This window comes from Micromonospora sp. DT228 (assembly GCF_049841595.1).
Taxonomy (GTDB): Bacteria; Actinomycetota; Actinomycetes; order Mycobacteriales; family Micromonosporaceae; genus Micromonospora.
Genome location: NZ_JBNCKO010000003.1, coordinates 500,624 through 518,698 on the forward strand (window position 1 = coordinate 500,624; position 18,075 = coordinate 518,698).

17 protein-coding genes are annotated in these 18,075 nt (G+C 71.5%); 13 read left to right on the forward strand and 4 right to left on the reverse strand.

Features of this window, described 5'->3' with window-relative positions; all coding sequences use genetic code 11:
* Positions 1-121: 121 nt before the first annotated feature.
* Together ACLQ29_RS09105 and ACLQ29_RS09110 are read left to right on the forward strand one after the other, a co-directional pair.
* Positions 122-787 carry a DUF4097 family beta strand repeat-containing protein gene (locus tag ACLQ29_RS09105; protein ID WP_425771162.1) on the forward strand — a complete coding sequence of 222 codons (666 nt, stop codon included), beginning with the start codon at positions 122-124 and terminating at the stop codon, positions 785-787.
* A 30-nt stretch (positions 788-817) separates the two neighbouring features.
* Positions 818-1,642, forward strand: coding sequence for an alpha/beta fold hydrolase (locus ACLQ29_RS09110; RefSeq protein ID WP_425771163.1), 825 nt, complete (start codon positions 818-820; stop codon positions 1,640-1,642).
* An 88-nt stretch (positions 1,643-1,730) separates the two neighbouring features.
* On the opposite strand, the gene sepH is transcribed toward ACLQ29_RS09110, so the two are convergent.
* The 3 genes from sepH to ACLQ29_RS09125 all read right to left on the reverse strand — a co-directional run bounded on the left by sepH (position 1,731) and on the right by ACLQ29_RS09125 (position 5,438).
* Positions 1,731-2,813, reverse strand: a complete 1,083-nt coding sequence (gene sepH / locus ACLQ29_RS09115; protein WP_425771164.1) for a septation protein SepH — start codon at positions 2,811-2,813, stop codon at positions 1,731-1,733.
* A gap of 185 nt (positions 2,814-2,998) precedes the next feature.
* Positions 2,999-4,126 (reverse strand): phosphoserine transaminase, encoded by a 1,128-nt coding sequence (gene serC / locus ACLQ29_RS09120; RefSeq protein ID WP_425771165.1) that lies wholly within the window; start codon positions 4,124-4,126, stop codon positions 2,999-3,001.
* A gap of 205 nt (positions 4,127-4,331) precedes the next feature.
* A complete protein-coding gene (locus ACLQ29_RS09125) occupies positions 4,332-5,438 on the reverse strand; it encodes a citrate synthase 2 (protein WP_393365841.1) in 1,107 nt (368 codons plus the stop codon).
* A gap of 281 nt (positions 5,439-5,719) precedes the next feature.
* Between ACLQ29_RS09125 and pdxH the strand changes: the two genes are divergently transcribed.
* The 7 genes from pdxH to ACLQ29_RS09160 all read left to right on the forward strand — a co-directional run bounded on the left by pdxH (position 5,720) and on the right by ACLQ29_RS09160 (position 11,838).
* Complete coding sequence (gene pdxH, locus ACLQ29_RS09130; RefSeq protein ID WP_425771258.1) at positions 5,720-6,346, forward strand: pyridoxamine 5'-phosphate oxidase; 627 nt, start codon at positions 5,720-5,722, stop codon at positions 6,344-6,346.
* Positions 6,343-7,638 carry an MFS transporter gene (locus ACLQ29_RS09135; RefSeq protein WP_425771166.1) on the forward strand — a complete coding sequence of 432 codons (1,296 nt, stop codon included), beginning with the start codon at positions 6,343-6,345 and terminating at the stop codon, positions 7,636-7,638. Before pdxH ends, ACLQ29_RS09135 begins: the two co-directional genes overlap by 4 nt.
* Positions 7,639-7,656: 18 nt before the next feature.
* Positions 7,657-8,586, forward strand: coding sequence for an aldose 1-epimerase family protein (locus ACLQ29_RS09140; RefSeq protein WP_425771167.1), 930 nt, complete (start codon positions 7,657-7,659; stop codon positions 8,584-8,586).
* The gene (locus ACLQ29_RS09145; protein ID WP_393365846.1) at positions 8,586-9,188 is read left to right on the forward strand and encodes a nitroreductase family protein; all 603 of its coding nucleotides are present in this window, start codon (positions 8,586-8,588) and stop codon (positions 9,186-9,188) included. Before ACLQ29_RS09140 ends, ACLQ29_RS09145 begins: the two co-directional genes overlap by 1 nt.
* Positions 9,189-9,373: 185 nt before the next feature.
* On the forward strand, positions 9,374-9,679 hold the full coding sequence (locus ACLQ29_RS09150) for a type II toxin-antitoxin system VapB family antitoxin (protein WP_357251917.1): 306 nt from the start codon (positions 9,374-9,376) through the stop codon (positions 9,677-9,679).
* Between the two features lie 44 nt (positions 9,680-9,723).
* A complete protein-coding gene (locus ACLQ29_RS09155; RefSeq protein WP_425771168.1) occupies positions 9,724-10,887 on the forward strand; it encodes an acyl-CoA dehydrogenase family protein in 1,164 nt (387 codons plus the stop codon).
* Positions 10,888-10,986: 99 nt separating this feature from the next.
* Positions 10,987-11,838, forward strand: coding sequence for a DUF4230 domain-containing protein (locus tag ACLQ29_RS09160; RefSeq protein ID WP_425771169.1), 852 nt, complete (start codon positions 10,987-10,989; stop codon positions 11,836-11,838).
* 409 nt (positions 11,839-12,247) lie between these two features.
* Here ACLQ29_RS09160 and ACLQ29_RS09165 read toward each other — a convergent pair whose 3' ends face one another.
* A complete protein-coding gene (locus ACLQ29_RS09165) occupies positions 12,248-12,457 on the reverse strand; it encodes a PspC domain-containing protein (RefSeq protein WP_088951236.1) in 210 nt (69 codons plus the stop codon).
* Positions 12,458-12,998: 541 nt separating this feature from the next.
* Between ACLQ29_RS09165 and ACLQ29_RS09170 the strand changes: the two genes are divergently transcribed.
* The 4 genes from ACLQ29_RS09170 to ACLQ29_RS09185 all read left to right on the forward strand — a co-directional run bounded on the left by ACLQ29_RS09170 (position 12,999) and on the right by ACLQ29_RS09185 (position 18,074).
* On the forward strand, positions 12,999-14,369 hold the full coding sequence (locus tag ACLQ29_RS09170; protein ID WP_425771170.1) for an L-serine ammonia-lyase: 1,371 nt from the start codon (positions 12,999-13,001) through the stop codon (positions 14,367-14,369).
* A gap of 72 nt (positions 14,370-14,441) precedes the next feature.
* Positions 14,442-15,269: an ABC transporter permease gene (locus ACLQ29_RS09175; protein ID WP_425771171.1), complete on the forward strand. Its 828-nt coding sequence runs from the start codon at positions 14,442-14,444 to the stop codon at positions 15,267-15,269.
* Between the two features lies 1 nt (position 15,270).
* Positions 15,271-16,017 carry an ABC transporter ATP-binding protein gene (locus tag ACLQ29_RS09180; protein WP_357072614.1) on the forward strand — a complete coding sequence of 249 codons (747 nt, stop codon included), beginning with the start codon at positions 15,271-15,273 and terminating at the stop codon, positions 16,015-16,017.
* Positions 16,014-18,074 (forward strand): DUF5941 domain-containing protein, encoded by a 2,061-nt coding sequence (locus tag ACLQ29_RS09185; RefSeq protein ID WP_425771172.1) that lies wholly within the window; start codon positions 16,014-16,016, stop codon positions 18,072-18,074. The genes ACLQ29_RS09180 and ACLQ29_RS09185 overlap by 4 nt, the downstream gene beginning before the upstream one ends.
* Position 18,075: the final 1 nt, after the last annotated feature.

An 18,075-nucleotide genomic window follows, 5' to 3' on the forward strand; every position in this document is an offset into this window, starting at 1 on the left:
ATGAAACTAAAGCCTTGAACTGCTAAAACTCCTTACGAACGCAACGAATCTGTTGCTTGGGCGTGGAAAGCAACGTAGCGTTTCCGGTATCAGAAACAAGGACGAGCACCGGGAGAGAATGATGAAGACGTACGACACCCCCGCCCCGATCTCCGCCATCCTGAACATCCCTGCCGGGCGCATCCAGCTCATCGCCGCGGACCGCGTCGACACCACAGTCGAGGTCCTGCCCACCGACCCGACCAAGAGCCGCGACACCAGGGCCGCCGAACAGACCACCGTCACGTACGCCGACGGCGTCCTGCGGATCATGGCCGTAACCCCCAGCAATCCGCTCGTCGGTTCCTCCGGATCTCTGCAGGTGACCGTTCGACTGCCCGCCGACTCCCGCATCGACGCCAAGGCCGCCAGCGCCGAGCTGCGGGGTGTCGGGCGCCTCGGCGACGTCACCTTCGACGGCGCGTACCGCCAGATCAAGATCGACGAGGCGGCGAGCGTCCGCCTCACCGCGATCGACGGCGACGTCGAGGTCGGCCGGCTCACCGGCCCCGCCGAGATCAGCACCACCAGGGGCGACATCCGGATCGCCGAAGCCACGCACGGCACCGTCGTGCTGACGACTCAGTCCGGCGACATCTCGGTCGCCGCCACCGCTGGCGTCTCGGCAGCACTGGACGCCGGCACCGGCCACGGCCGGGTCAGCAACGCCCTCCGCAACGACGGCACCACCGCACTGGACATCCGCGCCACCACCTCCCGCGGCGACATCGCCGCCCGCAGCCTCTGAACAGGACGGAACACGATGACGAAGAACAGCATGTCCGAGACCAGTTCGACGTGGACCGGCCTGGTGCCGGTCGACGACACGGCTCTGGCCGTCACCGACACCGGCGGGCCCGGTGTACCGGTGCTCTACCTCAACGGTCAGTTCGCCACCCAGGGGTACTGGCGTCGAGTCATCGCCGAACTGGGCACCGGTTGGCGGCACATCACCTACGACGAGCGGGCTCGCGGCAGGACGTCGAAGCGCTCGACGGACTACTCCTTCGAGGCGGCCGTCCGCGACGTCGATGCCGTCCTCGCTGCCAGGAAGGTTGACCGCGCGCTGGTGGTGGGCTGGTCCTACGGGGCGGTGGTCGGGGCGCACTGGGCCAACCGGAACCCGGAGCGCGCTCTCGGTGCAGTCCTGGTCGACGGCGCGTTTCCGCACGACTGGCTCGACGAGGCCATGGAGCAGCGGATCCGGAAGATGTTCCGACGGATGAACCTGTTCATGCCGCTACTGCGCCCCACCGGTCTGACCCCGCGAATGAATGCCGAGCAGATGGCGGACAGCAACATCGAGCTGGGCAGACTTTCCCGTGAGCGCGAGCTGGGCCCCGTGCTCGACAGCATCACCGTGCCGGTGCGGTACGTCGTCGCCTCCGGCACGTCCCTCGGCAGTCGCGGTGACGAGCAGGAGAAGATCCGCGCCAGCCTCGACGCGGCGACCGCCCGCAACCCGCACATCCAGATCGCCGCGAAGGTCGCCAGCAACCACGGCGCGATCCTCAAGAAGGACTTCCGGGCCGTCGCCGAGGCCGTACGCGAGGTTGCCACCCTTGACCGGGCGGCGGGGACCTCGCGAGATGGCCTGCTGTAGGTGGGCGAGGCCAGCACTTCCTGGGTACGCCCAGTCCGCCCTGCCTCGCGTCGACGGGTGGCCGTTCGCCACCCGTCGACGCTTAGCGTCAGGAAGACTCGCGCGCCGCCGGCCCGCTGCCGAAGAGCACGTCGTCCCAGCTCGGCAGGCGCTTGCGGGGCTTGCCGTTGGCATCTGTGGACTCACCACCACCGGCGGCTGCTGCCGCGCCCGTGCGGCGGGGCCGCAGCACCGCCAGCGACGGCACGGCAGGCACCTCCTTGGGCGCATCCGAGTCGTCGTCGAAGGCCGACCCCTGGCCGCCGCCGAGCAGCGCGGCGGCACCCCCGCCGACCGGCCGCTGCCGAGGCGCGTCCGAACCGGCAAGAGCAGCCGGGGTACGCGGTTCGAGGCCACGACCCGACGAGGCGCCGAGCGGGCGGTCCAGGGAGGCGAGCAGCGCGTCCCGACCGGCCCGGATCGGGTCCCGGCCCGGGCGTGGATGCTCGGACGCCGCCGGCAACCCGTGCCCACCACGGCTCGGCTCGCCGCGCGAGGGACCGGGCAGGCCGTGCCCGCCCCGCTCCGGCGCCGGCTCCTGGCCGAGGATCGGGGTGGGCCGCTCGGCACACAGGTATTGCGCCATGTCGTCGTGCGGGGCGACCGACTGCCGGGTCTTGTCGAGATCCCAGATGGCCTGCGCGGTGGCCTTGCCGGACGGCCAGGTGGCGATGATCCGCCAGGTGCCGTCGTCCCGCCGGTACGCGTCCCAGGAGATCTTCTCGGTGTCGATGCCGTGCTGGCTCAACCGACCGTTTACCACCTCGGCCAACGGGGTGGGCTTCTCCGCGCCCTTGAGCCGGGTGCGGCGGGCGTGCTGAGCGAGCATCGCCCGCTCCTGGAGCACCGGGCCGGCATAGCGCAGCACCCGGTCGACAGGCACGCCGGCGATCCGGGCGACATCCTCGGCGGACTCACCGGAGCGGATGCGGGCCTGAATGTCCCGAGGGGACAGCGAGGGAATCGGGTCGGCGGCGGTCGGTGCCGCCGGCAGCGGCGGCGCGCCGGGCTCGGCGTGCAGCGCACCCGAGATCCGGTCGTCGATCGGCAGGGCGAGCAACCGCCCGACCTCGTCGGCGAGAACCAGGGCATGGCCGTCCTCGGAGAGGGCGACGAAGCGTACTGGGCGCATAGCGTTGCCTCCGTCCCGCTTCGCTGGCCGCACGCCACGAGTCGGCCACCCAGGCGTCTCGGACCACCGTACGCGCATCTGTCTCGGGGTGGGGGAAGCGACACCCCGCATGTCGCGACTGAGCTGCAACGATGATCACGGTCGGTGTCCGTGGAGGCCCCAACGAACACCGACCGTGACGAACGTCAGAGTCGCTCGATGACGTAGTCGATGGACGCGGTCAACGCCTCGACATCCGTCGGCTCGACGGCCGGGAACAACGCCACCCGCAGCTGGTTGCGGCCGAGCTTGCGGTACGGCTCGGTGTCCACGATGCCGTTGGCGCGCAGCACCTTCGCGACCGCGGTGGCGTCCACCCCGTCGGCGAAGTCGATCGTGGCGACCACGTTGGAGCGCAGGGCCGGGTCGCCGACGAACGGGCTGGCCACGGTGGACCGTTCCGCCCAGCCGTACACCGTGGCGGCGCTCTCGGCGGTGCGCTTGGCGGCCCAGGCCAGGCCGCCCTGCGCGTTCATCCAGTCGGTCTGCTCGGCGGCCAGGAAGATGGTGGCCAGCGCCGGGGTGTTGTAGGTCTGCTCCAGCCGGGAGTTGTCGATCGCGGTGACCAGGTCGAGGAAGGCGGGGATGTAGCGCCCGGACGCCTTGATCTCGGCGGCGCGATCGAGCGCGGCCGGTGACATCAGGGCCAGCCAGAGGCCACCGTCGGAGCCGAAGCACTTCTGCGGGGCGAAGTAGTAGACATCGGTCTCGCCGACGTTGACGTCGAGGCCACCCGCGCCGGAGGTCGCGTCGACGAGCAGCAGCGCGCCCTCGTCGGCGCCGGCCACCCGGCTGATCGGGACGGCCACGCCCGTGGACGTCTCGTTCTGCGGGGTCGCGTACGTGTCCACCCCGGACTCGGCGACCAGGCTCGGCGCGCTGCCGGCGTCGGCCTTGCGAACTGTCGGCTCACCGAGGAACGGCGCGTCCTTCACCGACTTGGCGAACTTGGCGCCGAACTCGCCGAAGCTGGCGAACTGGGCCCGGTCGCGAACCAGGCCGAAGGTGGCGACCTCCCAGAACGCGGTGGTGCCGCCGTTGCCGATCACGACCTCGTAACCCTCGGGCAGCGAGAAGAACTCGGCGATGCCGGAGCGCAGCCGGGCCACCTGGTCGCGGACCGTCTTCTGGCGGTGCGAGGTGCCCAGGTAGCTGGTGGCGACCTCGGCAAGTGCGGACACCGCCGCGGGGCGGACCTTGGACGGGCCGCAGCCGAAGCGTCCGTCGGCGGGCTTGAGGTCATCGGGAATCCGGATGGTCGGTGCGTCAGCCACGGTCTTGAAGATCCTTCCGCAAGGGCGAGGGCGGGCCCGGCGACACTGCCGGCCCTCATCCTCGCACCCGGACCCATCGGTGGAAGCCGTGCCCCCGAGGGCCGGGCTGAGTCCTTCGCCACACCTCGGCGGTGACCGCTCGGTTGACGTGCGGAAGGGCCCCTCCGCTACGCCGGACGTAGCGGAGAGGCCCTTCTGGGACAGGTCAGACGCCGTGCGGGATGGCGGCCCAGCCTTCGACGCCGGACGGCTTGCGCGACTCCGGGCCGACGTAGAGGGCGGACGGGCGGACCAGCCGCTGAAGGCGCTTCTGCTCCAGGATGTGCGCGCTCCAACCGCCCATCCGTGCGCAGGTGAACATCGAGGTGAACATGTGCGCCGGCACCTCGGCGAAGTCCAGGACGACGGCCGACCAGAACTCGACGTTCGTGGCCAGCACCCGGTCCGGGCGACGGGCCTGCAACTCGGCGAGCGCCGCCTTCTCCAGCGCCTCGGCGATCTCGAAGCGCGGCGCGCCCAACTCCTTGGCCGTGCGCCGCAGCACCCGGGCGCGCGGGTCCTCGGCCCGGTAGACCCGGTGGCCGAAGCCCATCAGCCGCTCGCCGCGATCGAGCACGCCCTTGACGTAGCCCTCCGCGTCGCCGCTGCGCTCCACCGCCTCGAGCATGCTGAGCACCCGGGACGGCGCGCCGCCGTGCAGCGGGCCGGAGAGGGCGCCGATGCCCGACGAGATGCAGGCCGCCGCGTCCGCTCCGGTGGAGGCGACGATGCGGGCGGTGAAGGTGGAGGCGTTCAGACCGTGCTCGGCGGCCGAGATGAAGTACGCGTCGACGGCCTTGACGTGCCGCGGGTCGGGCTCGCCGCGCCACCGCTTCATGAACCGCTCGACGATCGTCTGCGCCTTGTCGATCTCCTTCTGCGGCACCGCCGGCAGGCCGAGGCCCCGAGCCGACTGGGCCACGAAGGAGAGCGCGGTCACCGACACCCGGGCGAGGTCCTCGCGAGCCTGCTCGTCGGAGATGTCCAGCAGTTGGCTGAGCCCCCAGTACGGGGCGAGCATGGCGACCGCCGACTGCACGTCGACCCGGATGTCCCCGGAGTGCACCGGCACCGGGAACGGCTCCGCCGGTGGCAGACCCGGCCCGAACCGGCCGTCGACGAGCAGCGCCCACACGTTGCCGAACGAGACCTGACCGATCAGATCCTCGATGTCGACCCCGCGGTAGCGCAGCGCGCCACCCTCGCGGTCGGGTTCGGCGATCTCGGTCTCGAAGGCGACGACGCCCTCCAGCCCGGGTTTGAAATCGGCCATGTCGCTCTCCTGGATCTGGTCGGTGCGCCCGAGTCGGCTCATCCGGCCCGGTCGGCCGAGCGCCGCAGGCGACCCTCAGGGATGTGTTCGGAACATCTTGCCTGCTGAGTAACCGGATACGCGACCCACGGCGACTGTGCTGCACGCGACATCCCCGGACGCGCATTCTCCGCCGGACTCGGTGAGACTGGGCAGGGCGGGCTGGCCAGCGCGGGAGGGCGCGGGCGGACCTGCCGAGAAGGAGTGGGGACGTGACGGGCGACACACCCGCCCCGGCCGCGATGCGTAACGAGTACGCCGCGGACCTGGGCCTGACCGAAGCTGACCTGGCCGCCGACTGGCACACGCAGTTCGACAGCTGGTTCGCCGACGCGGTGGCCTTCGGGCTACCCGAGGTGAACGCGATGGTGGTGGGCACCGCGGACGCGGCCGGCCGGCCGAGCGGTCGGACAGTGCTGCTCAAGGGTTACGACCCCGACGGCTTCGTCTTCTTCACCAACCACCTGTCCCGCAAGGGCGTCGAGGCGGCCGACAACCCGTACGCCAGCCTGGTCTTTCCGTGGTTTCCCATGCAGCGGCAGGTGGTGGTGGCCGGGCGGGTCGAGCCGGTCGACCGGGCGACGAGCGCGGCGTACTTCGCCAGCCGGCCGCGCGGCTCCCAACTGGGCGCCTGGGCCAGCCCACAGTCCCAGGTGGTGACCGGCCGGGCGACGCTTGAGCAGCGTTACCGCGAGGTGACCGAGCGGTTTGCCGGCGAGGCGGAGATCCCGATCCCGCCGCACTGGGGCGGGTTGCGGGTCCGGCCCGAGTCGGTGGAGTTCTGGCAGGGCCGGGCCGGGCGGCTGCACGACCGGCTCCGCTTCCGCCTCGACGAGGAAACCTGGATCGTCGAGCGGTTGGCGCCGTGACGGGTGTGCGGGAGGCCCGGGCGCGCGGATCGCGCCGCTGGGCGATCGACGTACGTCCGCTGCGGGTGCCCGCCTACCGGCGGCTGTGGCTCGGCAACACCGTGGCGATGTTCGGGTTCCAGTTCACGGCTGTCGCGGTCCCGGTGGAGATGTACGCCCTGACCCGGGACTCGTTCTGGGTGGGCCTGCTGGGCGTGGCCGCCTTCGTACCGTTGCTGATCTTCGGCCTCTGGGGTGGCGCGGTCGCCGACGCCCACGACCGCCGTGCCGTGCTGCTCGGCGGGTCGGTCCTGCTCTGGGCGTCCACCCTCGGGTTGCTGGTCCAGGCCCTGCTGAACGTGGGCAGCCCGGTGCTGCTGCTGGCGCTGATGGCGCTGCAGTCGGTGGCGTTCGCGATCACCTCACCGGCCCGCAGCGCCATGCTGCCCCGGCTGGTGCCGGACGACCTGGTGGCGTCCGCCACCACCCTGAACTACACGACCTTCACCGCGGCCTCGGTGGCCGGCCCGCTCGCCGCCGGCCTGATCCTCGCCGCCTCGCCGGACACCACTGTCGTGCTGCCCATCGCCTACGGGGTGGACGCGGTGCTGTTCACCGCGATGCTCTGGGCGGCGCTGCGCCTGCCCGCGCTGCCGCCCGAGCCGACCGCCGACGGTGAGCCCCGCCGCGCCGGCCTGGCCAGTGTGGTGGACGGGTTCCGCTACCTGGCCACCACACCTGTGCTGCTGCTGTCCTTCGGGGTGGACCTGATCGCGATGATCCTCGCCATGCCGCGGGCGCTCTTCCCGGAGATCGCCCACGAGAGGTTCGGCGGCGGCGGGGCGGTCGGCCTGCTCTACAGCGCCATCGCGATCGGTTCGATGATCGGTGGGTTGACCTCCGGCTGGATCGGCCGGCTCCGCAGGCAGGGCCTCGGCCTGGTGGTCGCGGTGGTCGCCTGGGGAGTCGCGATCGCCGCGGCCGGGCTCGCCCACCAGCTCTGGCTGATGGTCCTCCTGCTCGCCGTGGCCGGGGCCGCCGACCTGGTCAGCGCGGTGCTGCGCCAGTCGATGCTGCTCGTCTACGCACCGGACCGGATGCGTGGCCGGCTCCAGGGCGTCAACACGGTGGTGGTGGCAGGTGGTCCACGGCTGGGCGATCTGCGGGCCGGCACGATGGCCGCCGGGTTCGGCGGCGGGGTGGCCTGGGTGGCCGGCGGACTCGCCTCGGCGGTGCTCGTCGTGGTGCTCGCGGTCGCGTTCCCGGCACTGCTGCGCTACCGGGCGGCGGCGTCGAGCGGGGACCGGACGTGACCGGTTAGGGTCGCCGACATGGAAAGCCCCGAGCAGCGCGCGTTCTCCGGCGCCCAGTGGACCATCTCCGCCGCCGGCCACGAGGCCGTCATCGTGGAGGTGGGTGGTGGGCTCCGGACGTACCGGCACGACGGTGTCGACCTGGTCGACGGCTACCAGACCGACGAGGTCTGCCCCGGCTGCGCCGGGCAGGTGCTGGCACCCTGGCCGAACCGGATCCGCGATGGCCGCTACTCGTTCGGCGAGCGGGCGCACCAGCTCCCGCTTACCGAGCCGGAGCGGCATGTGGCGATCCACGGGCTGGTCAACTGGGTGCCGTGGCGTCTGGTGGAGCAGTCGGAGGCCGCCGTGACCCTCGGCTACGACCTGCCGCCGCAGCCCGGCTACCCGTGGCCGTTGCGGCTGCTCAGCCGGTGGAGCGTCGACGCGGACGGGCTGCGCGCCGAGCACGAGGTGACAAACGTCGGTGGCGAGGCGGCGCCGTTCGGCTTCTCCGTGCACCCGTACCTGCAACTGCCGGGCGTCGCGGTCGACGACCTGGTGATGCGGCTGCCCACCCGTACCCGGATGCTTGTCGACGGGCGGCTGCTGCCGATCGGCGCGACGCCGGTGGCCGGCACCGAGTACGACTGGACCAGCCCGCGCCGGATCGGCGCCGCCGAGCTTGACCTGTGCTTCGGCGAGGTGATCCGCGACGCCGACGGAGGCTCGTCGGTGAGCCTGGTCGCCCCGGACGGTTCGGCAGGTGTGCACATCTGGGCGGACGCGGAGTTCGGCTGGTGGCAGGTGTTCACCGGGGACGCGCTCACCGGTGAGCGGCATCGCCGCTCGGTGGCGATCGAGCCGATGACCTGCCCGCCGGACGCGTTCCGGTCGGGGAGGGACCTGCTCTCGCTCAAGCCCGGCACGACCTGGCGGGGTGCCTGGGGCATCCGGCCCGGGGCCTGATGGAGTTCGCCGAGGTCGTCCGGCGTCGGCGGATGGTGCGCAACTACGACCCGGACCGTCCGGTCCCGCCCGACGTGGTGGAACGGCTGCTCGACCACGCGATCCGCGCCCCGTCGGCCGGGTTCGCCCAGGGCTGGGGCTTCCTGGTGCTGGAGGAGCCGGCCGACCGGGAGCGGTTCTGGGCGGCCACCACCCCGGACGGCGGTGGACGGGAGCGCTGGCTGGCCGGGATGCGCCGGGCACCGCTCATCGTGGTGCCGCACGCCAACGAGTCGGCCTACCTGCGGCGCTACGCCGAGCCGGACAAGGGCTGGACGGACCGGTCCACCGATCGGTGGCCGGTGCCGTACTGGCACGTGGACACCGGCTTCGCGGCGTTGCTGATGCTGCTGACCGCCGTGGACGAGGGGCTGGGGGCCTGTTTCTTCGGCATCGCGCCGCAGCGGCTGGCCAGCTACCGGGACGCGTTCGGCGTGCCGGTGGAGTACCAACCCATCGGTGCCGTCACAATCGGTTACCGGGCACCCGACCATCGGTCACCGTCGCTGCGCCGTGGGCGTCGTGGAGTGGACGAGGTTGTCCGGCGCGGCAGGTGGAGCTGAGCGCGGTGTCCCGTTCGTCCGGTTGAGGATCGGACGAGCGGTAGCGAAACTGACATCAGGGAGCAGAACGCAACGGGGACCGGGCGGCTAGGCTGGCACGGTCATCGGTGCCGCGCCGCGGTGCCCGCCGCGGCCCGGCTCGGCGCTGTCGGTCGGCCCGGCCACGGGGAGGGGAGCGTGCCGTCGTGATCTTCAGAGCGGTCCGGGACGGGCGTCCCTACCCGGAGCACAACCTGACCCTCAAGCAGTGGGCGGAGATCCCGCCCCGTCCACTGCGCCTGGATCAGATGATCACCACCAAGCGCGAGTTGGCGCTCGACAAGCTCCTCGCCGAGGACTCCACCTTCTACGGTGACCTCTTCCCGCACGTCGTGCAGTGGAACGGCGGGCTCTACCTGGAAGACGGGCTGCACCGCGCGCTGCGCGCCGCCCTGCAGCAGCGCAACCAGATCCACGCGCGGGTGCTGGTGCTCGCGGAGCCGATCGAGTGACGAGCCCTTCTTCCGCGCGCTGAACCTTCGTTAGGGTGGCGTCCATGACCGCTCCACTCGACCTGCTCGACCTGGACCTGTCGCTCACCGAGGAGGAGCGGCAGATCCGCGACGTCGTCCGTCAGCTCGTCGACGACCGGGTGCGTCCGCACGTCGCCGACTGGTACGAGGACGGCCAGGTGCCCGCCCGGGACCTGGCCCGCGAGTTCGGCAAGCTCGGACTCCTCGGCATGCACCTGACCGGGTACGGCTGCGCCGGCGCCTCCGCGGTCGCCTACGGGCTGGCCTGCCAGGAGCTGGAAGCCGGCGACTCCGGCCTCCGCTCCCTGGTCTCGGTGCAGGGCTCGCTCGCCATGTACGCCATCTGGCGCTACGGCAGCGAGGAGCAGAAGCAACGCTGGCTGCCGTCGATGGCCACCGGCGAGGCGATCGGCTGCTTCGGCCTGACCGAGCCGGACCACGGCTCCGACCCCGCCTCGATGACCACCCGGGCCCGCCGCGACGGCGACGACTGGCTGCTCACCGGCGGAAAGATGTGGATCACCAACGCGCCGATCGCCGACGTCGCGGTGATCTGGGCGCGCACCGACGAGGGCGTGCGCGGTTTCGCCGTACCCATGGACACGCCGGGCGTCACGGTCCGGGAGATTCGCCGCAAGATGTCGCTGCGCGCGTCGGTGACCGGCGAGATCGTGCTCGACGACGTCCGGCTCCCGGCGGACGCCCAACTGCCCGAGGCGGTCAGGCTCAAGGCGCCGCTGAGCTGCCTCACCGAAGCCCGGTACGGCATCGTCTGGGGCGCGATCGGCGCCGCCCGCGACTGCCTGGAAACCACCCTGGCGTACGCCACCACCCGCACCCAGTTCGGTCGCCCGCTCGCCGGCTTCCAGCTCACCCAGGCGAAGCTCGCCGACATGGCCGTCGAGCTGGTGAAGGCGCAACTGCTCGCGCTGCACCTGGGTCGGCTCGCCGACACCCACCGGCTGCGGCCCGAGCAGGTGAGCGTGGGCAAGCTGAACAACGTGCGGGAGGCCCTGGCCATCGCCCGGCAGTGCCGGACCATCCTCGGCGCGAACGGCGTCTCCGGCGAATACCCGGTGATGCGGCACGCCAACAACCTGGAGAGCGTGCTGACGTACGAGGGCACCTCCGAGATCCACCAGCTCGTCGTCGGGCAACGGCTCACCGGGCTCTCCGCGTTCGCCTGACCTGCCCTCTTGTCACTTCCTGCCGCTCGACGCGCGACTGTCGCAGTGGGGCCGTACCGTCATCAGCAGACGACGTGTCTGACGAGGACGGTGAGCGTGATGGCCCGCGACGCTGGCAGCAACGAGCCCACGAGGGAGTTCCCCGGTTACCCGACCGGCGACGCCCTCCGGGATCGGTCGACCGCTACATCCGAGCCGACGTTCGATACACCGGGCGGCTCCGGAGGTGCTGGCGGCCCCGGTGGCCCCGGCGACCCACCAGCCGGCCCGCCCGGCGGCCCGACGGCCGGTGGCGACGGTGGCGGTGGTGGTGGGGCCGCGCGCGGCCTGCTCCTGCTGCTCGGCGCCGCCGCACTGGCCGTGGTGGTGCTGCTCGGCGTCCAGGCGACCGGCTTCCTGCCGGACTTCCGCAACCCGTTCGCCAAGGAGCAGACCGACCGCAGCCAACCAACGCTGCTGAAGTCGATCCAGGACCTCAGCCGCTACGTGGCCGCGGAGGGCAACTTCCAGGTGGTCGTCGACACCCAGAACGACAGGCGCAACGTGCCGGACTTCCTGCTCAACGAGCGCACCCTGTTCGTCGGAGCAGGCAGTGTCGAGGCGTACGTCGACTTCACCAAGATCGGTGACGGTGCCATCGTCCAGTCCGCCGACGGCAAGTCCGTCGAGATCAAGCTGCCCGCGCCGCAGCTCGGCGAGACAAACCTCGACATGGAGAAGAGCTACGTCTTCGCGGAGCAGCGTGGTCTGCTCAACCGGCTCGGTGACCTGGTCGGCAACGACCCCAATCGGCAGCAGCAGGTCTACAAGCTCGCCGAGGAGCGGATCACCGCCGCCGCCCGCGACAGCGGGCTCTCCGCCCGCGCCGAGGAGAACACCCGCAAGATGCTGGAAGGGCTGCTGCGTTCCCTTGGTTACCAGCAGATCACCGTGACCTACGTGGCCCCCTGACCTGCCAAACCCGTAACGCCGAGCGCCCGCCCCGACGTCCGTCGGAGCGGGCGCTGCCCTTTCTCGCGGCCCTTCGCGCGAAGCGCACGCCATGATCCACTCGGCTTCATTGAAGTCGGGGTATCGCGACCCCCCGGACACCCCAGTTTCAGTAAGCCCGAGTGGATCTAGAAGACCACACCCCGCGCGGACGCCGCTCCGCTGCCCCGTGCTGCCCCGCACCGCGCGGCACCGCGCCGCTCGGGTGGCGTCCGTGTCGCCCGGTGCTCACCGGGCAAGATCTGCGCAACTTCGGGGATGGTGCTGCCTCTGACGCTGGTGAGGCAGCAACTTCGGTGAAGTTGCTGCCTCACGGTCCGGGGCTCTGGCCTCGACGGGGGCGCTGGTGGCGCGCGGCGAGAGGCGCGGGTCAGTGCTGGGTGGAGGCCAGGTAGCGGTCCTCATTCGGCATGAGAACCCAGAGGACCAGGTAGACGATCACCTGGGTGCCGGGCAGCAGCAGGGACAGCAGGAACAGCAGCCGGACCATCCCGGCGGACATGCCGAACCGCCGACCGAGGCCGGCGCAGACACCGGCGAGCATGCGCCCCTCGCGGGGCCGGACCAGTTTGCGACTCATCGTCGTACTCCCACTCTGCGGCGGTGCGCCGCGTCTGCAATCCACGGTAGAAGGGGGTGGCCACCTCGCCCTCCGTCCCGAGGATGAGCGGCGACCCGTGGACCCGTAGGTGCTTTACCCGGGTAGCCCCTCGCTGACGCCTCCCCGAGCCACCCGCCCGCCTCCCCGAGCCACCCGCCCGCCTCCCCGAGCCACCCGCCCGCCTTCCCGAGCCACCCGCCGCGTCCGCCGGCCACGGCGTCCGGAGAAGCAGACGAAGATCGCGCTCGATCCTGGTTGTAGTGGTATCGAGACGGAGATCGAGCACGATCTTCCGTGGCGGCGGCCGTGCGGGGGTACGGGTGGCGGGGAGATGGCGGTCAGGTGGACACTCCCGGTGGTCGGGTGGGCGTTGAGCTGGGCGGGTACGCTGGCAGATCGGCCCTCCACACCCCGGGCGGCCGGAACTCATACCCCGGTCGATCACGAGCAGGGCTGCCAGGTCGGCGGTGTTGGCGCGGCCGGGTCCCGTACGCCGGGACGACGGCGAGGAAGCGCAGCCATGATCAGTGTTTTCGACCTCTTCAGCGTCGGTATCGGGCCGTCCAGCTCGCACACGGTGGGGCCGATGCGGGCCGCGCGGACGTTCGCCGCCGGGCTCAAGGCCGACGGGCTGCTCTCCGACGTCGCACGGGTGCAGGCTGAGCTGTTCGGCTCGTTGGGTGCGACGGGGCACGGCCACGGCAGCGGTCCGGCGGTGTTGCTCGGGTTGGCGGGCGAGTCGCCGGAGACTGTCGACACGGACACCGTCGGTCCTCGGGTCGAGCGGATCCGGGCCGAGCGGCGGATCAGCATCCTGGCCGCGCACGAGATCGACTTTGACCCGGATCGGGACCTGACGTTGCACAGGCGTCGTTCGCTGCCGTACCACCCGAACGGGATGACCTTCGCGGCGTACGACGGGGCCGGCGCCGAGGTGCGCAGCCGTACCTACTACTCCGTCGGTGGCGGGTTCGTGGTGGACGAGGCCGCGGCCGGCGCGGATCGGATCAAGCCGGACAGCACGCGGGTGCGGTACCCCTTCCTGACCGGGGCGCAGCTCCTCGACGTCACCAGTTCCACGGGCCTGTCGATCAGCGAGGTGATGCTTGCCAACGAGCGCTCCTGGCGCAGCGAGGCGGACATCCGGGCCGACCTGTTGGAGATCTGGCGGGTGATGCGGGAGTGCGTGGAGCGCGGCTGCGAGCGCGACGGCGTACTCCCGGGTGGGTTGAAGGTTCGGCGGCGGGCGGCGGAGCTGCGGCGTGGCCTGGAGGCGGACGCCGGGACGCCCGACCCGCTGCACGCGATGGACTGGGTGACGCTGTTCGCCCTCGCGGTGAACGAGGAGAACGCGGCCGGTGGCCGGGTGGTCACCGCGCCGACGAACGGTGCGGCCGGGATTATTCCGGCGGTTTTGCACTACTACACCCGGTTTGTCCCGGGCGCTGATGACGATGGCGTGGTGCGGTTCCTGTTGACGGCCGGCGCGATAGGCGTGCTGTTCAAGGAGAACGCGTCGATCTCCGGCGCGGAGGTCGGCTGCCAGGGTGAGGTGGGTTCGGCGTGCTCGATGGCGGCGGCCGGGCTGGCCGAGGCGCTCGGCGGCACCCCGGAGCAGGTGGAGAACGCGGCCGAGATCGGGATGGAGCACAACCTCGGGTTGACCTGTGACCCGGTGGGTGGCCTGGTGCAGATCCCCTGCATCGAGCGCAACGCGGTGGCTAGCATCAAGGCGATCACGGCCGCCCGGCTGGCGCTGCGCGGCGACGGTGTGCACAAGGTGTCGCTGGACAAGGTCATCAAGACCATGCGGGAGACAGGCGCCGACATGAAGGTCAAATACAAGGAGACGGCGCGTGGCGGTCTGGCCGTCAACGTGATCGAGTGCTGAGTCCGGTCGATTCCGGGCATTCGTTCACCGACTGCTAACCTGTCGTCCGTTTCAGGAGGCGGGAGGCTCGCGGTGACCTCTGGCGTCGCGGCGTTGTGGTCGCACCGCAACTCGCTGCGCATCCTGGTCCGACGGGATCTGGCGGTCAAGTACCAGCAGTCGGTGCTTGGCTACTTCTGGTCGTTGATCGAGCCGCTCGGCATGGGTGCCATCTACTGGTTCGTGTTCGGGGTGCTCTACTCCCGCGACACCGGCCGGCATCTGGGCGAGGCGGCCGGGTCGTACCCGCTGTTCCTGATCACCGGGATCTTCGCCTGGATGTGGACCAGCTCGGCGCTGAGCGAGGCGACGAACGCGCTGACCGGCCAGTCCCGGTTGATCACCACGATGAACGTGCCGCGTCAGGTCTTTCCGATCGGTCGGGTCACCGGCCGGTTCGCCGAGTACGCCGCCGGCCTGCCGATCCTGATCGCCATCGCGGTGATCTACGCGGTGCACGGTCGGATCCACCCGGGCTGGTCGCTGCTCGCCCTGCCGCTCGCGGTCGTCGTCCAGGCCGTCCTGCTGACCGGGCTGGCCCTGCTGCTGTCCGCGTGGAACGTGCTGATGCGCGACGTGGAACGGTTCCTGCGGCTGATCATCCGGGTGCTCTTCTACGCCACGCCGATCATCTACCCGCTCAGCCTGGTCCGGGAGTCCGAGCTGCCGGGCTGGCTGAAGGTGGTGTACGAGCTGAACCCGCTGGTCGGGATCTTCCAGCTGCACCACGCGATCTGGTACCCGGACGAGTTCCCGGACGCCCGGCTGCTCGCCACGACTGTCGTCGGCAGCGTGCTGGTGCTCGCCGCCGGCTGGTGGTCGTTCCGCCGGTTGGAACCCGCCGTGCTCAAGGAACTCTGACGTGGCCGCCCCGATCATCGAGGCCGACGGCCTGGGTATCCGCTTCGTCCGCAACCGGCGTCGGCAGTTGCGGCTGCGCGAGTTGTTCATCCACCGGGGCGGGCGCGGTGCCCTGCCCGGCCAGTTCTGGCCGCTGCGCGACGTGTCGTTCACCGTCGAGCCGGGCGAGACCGTCGGGGTGATCGGCCGTAACGGCACCGGCAAGAGCACCCTGCTGCGGCTGATCGCCGGGGTGCTCATTCCGGACGAGGGCAGCATCCGGGTGCACGGCGCGGTGGCGCCGTTGCTGGAGTTGTCGGCCGGCTTCTCCAACGACCTGACCGGGCGGGAGAACCTGCACCTGGTCGGTGGTCTGCACGGGTTGTCGGCGGGCTATCTGAGGCGGCACTTCGACGAGATCGTCGAGTTCGCCGGTGAGCAGGTGCAGGGTGCCATCGACACGTCGGTGCGGCACTACTCGTCGGGGATGAAGGTACGGCTGGGCTTCGCGATCATCTCGCACCTGCCGCACCCGATCCTGCTGATGGACGAGGTGACCGCGGTCGGCGACGCGGAGTTCCGCAAGAAGTGCTACGCGACGATTGATCGTCTGCTCGGGGAGGGGCGCACGCTGGTGCTGGTGTCACACAACGAAAAGGACCTGACCCGGTTCTGCCGTCGGGGGTTGTACCTCGACGCGGGCCGGTTGACGCTCGACGGCACCATCGCCGAGGCGCTCGACGCGTACCACGCCGCGGTTCCGCGGTGACGCTCGCGATCGTGCTCGCCGCCGGGACACCCGCGGCGGGCCTGAAAACGTCCACAGGCGAGCCGCTCACCGAGCGGCTGGCCGCCCAACTGCGCCGCGCCGGGGCGGACGAGGTGCGGTTCGCCGGTGACCTCGACGAGTTGGCCGCCCTGGCCGACGCCGCCAACGGCCCGCTGCTGATCACCGGCGCCGACCTGGTCGCCCACACGGCCGTGCTGCGGCACCTGGCCACCAGCCCGGTCGGGCCGACTGTGGCGCTGGTGCTGACCGACCCGCCGGTGCCCGGTCGGACCGCCGTGCGTGAGGAACGCGGCCAGGTGGTCGACGCCGGCCCGCTGGACGCCCTCGACGGCGACGCCACAGGCGTGTTCGGTGGCGCGCTGCGGGTCGGCGTGGACGACCTACCGACGCTTGCCGCCGCCGCCCGGGCCGCCGCGGGCGGCACGCTCCCGGTCGCCGCCCCGATCGGCCCGGCCGGCGACGTCGCACCGCTGCCGGCGACCGGGGGAGCCGGATCCGGCGGGCCGGTAGCCGAGGGCGGCCCCGGGTCCGCCGTGGACCGGCTCGTCGCGGGTCTCGCGGCGCTCGGCACCCTGATCTTCGCCCAGCGGGTACGCCTGCTCGTCGCGCACCGGGTCGCGGACGCGCCCGGCCTGGCGGCTGCCGAGGCGGCGGTGACCGCCGTCGACGAGGACCGGGCCGAACTGCGGCTGTCGGTGAAGGAGAAGGACGACTTCTTCTCCACCTACTTCGTCAGCACCTGGTCGCCGTACGTGGTCCGGCTGTCGGCCCGGCTCCGGCTCACCCCGACCGGGGTGACGGCGATCTCGGTGCTGTTCGCGTTGGCGGCGGCGGTGCTGTTCGGGGTCGGTGGGCGACCCGCCCTGGTCGGCGGCGCGGTGCTGCTCTACCTCGGCTTCGTGCTGGACTGCGTGGACGGGCAGTTGGCCCGCTACACAAGGCACTTCAGCGCCTGGGGTGGCTGGCTGGACACGATGGCGGACCGGGCCAAGGAATACCTGGTCTACGCCGGCCTGGGCTTCGGGGTGAGCCATGCCGGGCTGGGCAACGGCTGGGCGCTCGCGATCGCCGCGATGACGTTGCAGACCGTCCGGCACATGACCGACACCTGGTACGGGGTGCTGCACGACGAGGCGGCCCGTCGGCCCCGGGCGGCAGCGAGTGCCAGCGGCGGGATCGGCGACCGGCTCAACGCGGCGTCGACCCGGGTGCAGGCGGACACCGGGTCGGTGTCGTACTGGCTGAAGCGGACCGTGGTCTTTCCGATCGGCGAGCGCTGGGCGTTGATCGCGCTGACCGTGGCGCTGTTCAATCCGCTGGTCAGCCTGATCGCGGTGTTGGTCTGGGGTGTGCTGGCGTTCGCGTACACCGGGGCTCTGCGGACGCTGCGCGCCCGCTGGATGTGGGTGCCGGTGCTGGACACGGTCGACGCCACCCTGCACCGCGACGACGGGCCGCTGGCCCGGCGGCTGCCGGTGGTCCGCCCGATGGGGCCGCTCACCCTGGCGGTGATCGCCGCGCTCGGCCCGGCCGTGCTGCTGGTCGTGGCGCTGCTGGGCGACGCGCCGGACGGACTGCGCTGGGCGGTGCCGGTGGCGCTGCTGGTGCTGCTCGTCGGTGGGCTGGGTGCCGGGGCCGCGCACAACGGTCCGCTGGACTGGCTGGTGCCGGCGGCGTTGCGGGCCGCCGAGTACCTGTTCGCCATCGCGGTCGGCGTGGTCGGCGACGTGCCGGGTTGGCTGATCTTCGGGTACGTCTTCGTGCTCACCGTGCACCACTACGACCTGACCGCCCGGCTGGAGAAGCGGCAGGCGGCGCCACCGCTGCACGCGGCCACGCTGGGCTGGGACGGGCGGTCGGTGCTGCTGGCCCTCGCGGCGATTGCCGGCATCGCGGGTATCGGGCTGGCTACACTCGGTGCGTACCTTCTCGTGGTTTTCGTGGTGAGCGTCGTCCTGGCCTGGTTCGTCCGACCGGCCCGTAGCGCGCGGGCGCTTGTCGCGCCGGTGGGCGCCGGAGGTGCCGCGCCACGCTGAC

Coding starts and splice junctions, on each gene's coding strand:
- ACLQ29_RS09105 (WP_425771162.1), top strand. CDS start 122: ATGAAGACGTACGACACCCCCGCCCCGATCTCCGCCATCCTGAACATC.
- ACLQ29_RS09110 (WP_425771163.1), top strand. CDS start 818: ATGTCCGAGACCAGTTCGACGTGGACCGGCCTGGTGCCGGTCGACGAC.
- sepH (WP_425771164.1), bottom strand. CDS start 2,813: ATGCGCCCAGTACGCTTCGTCGCCCTCTCCGAGGACGGCCATGCCCTG.
- ACLQ29_RS09125 (WP_393365841.1), bottom strand. CDS start 5,438: ATGGCCGATTTCAAACCCGGGCTGGAGGGCGTCGTCGCCTTCGAGACC.
- pdxH (WP_425771258.1), top strand. CDS start 5,720: ATGCGTAACGAGTACGCCGCGGACCTGGGCCTGACCGAAGCTGACCTG.
- ACLQ29_RS09140 (WP_425771167.1), top strand. CDS start 7,657: ATGGAAAGCCCCGAGCAGCGCGCGTTCTCCGGCGCCCAGTGGACCATC.
- ACLQ29_RS09145 (WP_393365846.1), top strand. CDS start 8,586: ATGGAGTTCGCCGAGGTCGTCCGGCGTCGGCGGATGGTGCGCAACTAC.
- ACLQ29_RS09155 (WP_425771168.1), top strand. CDS start 9,724: ATGACCGCTCCACTCGACCTGCTCGACCTGGACCTGTCGCTCACCGAG.
- ACLQ29_RS09160 (WP_425771169.1), top strand. CDS start 10,987: ATGGCCCGCGACGCTGGCAGCAACGAGCCCACGAGGGAGTTCCCCGGT.
- ACLQ29_RS09165 (WP_088951236.1), bottom strand. CDS start 12,457: ATGAGTCGCAAACTGGTCCGGCCCCGCGAGGGGCGCATGCTCGCCGGT.
- ACLQ29_RS09170 (WP_425771170.1), top strand. CDS start 12,999: ATGATCAGTGTTTTCGACCTCTTCAGCGTCGGTATCGGGCCGTCCAGC.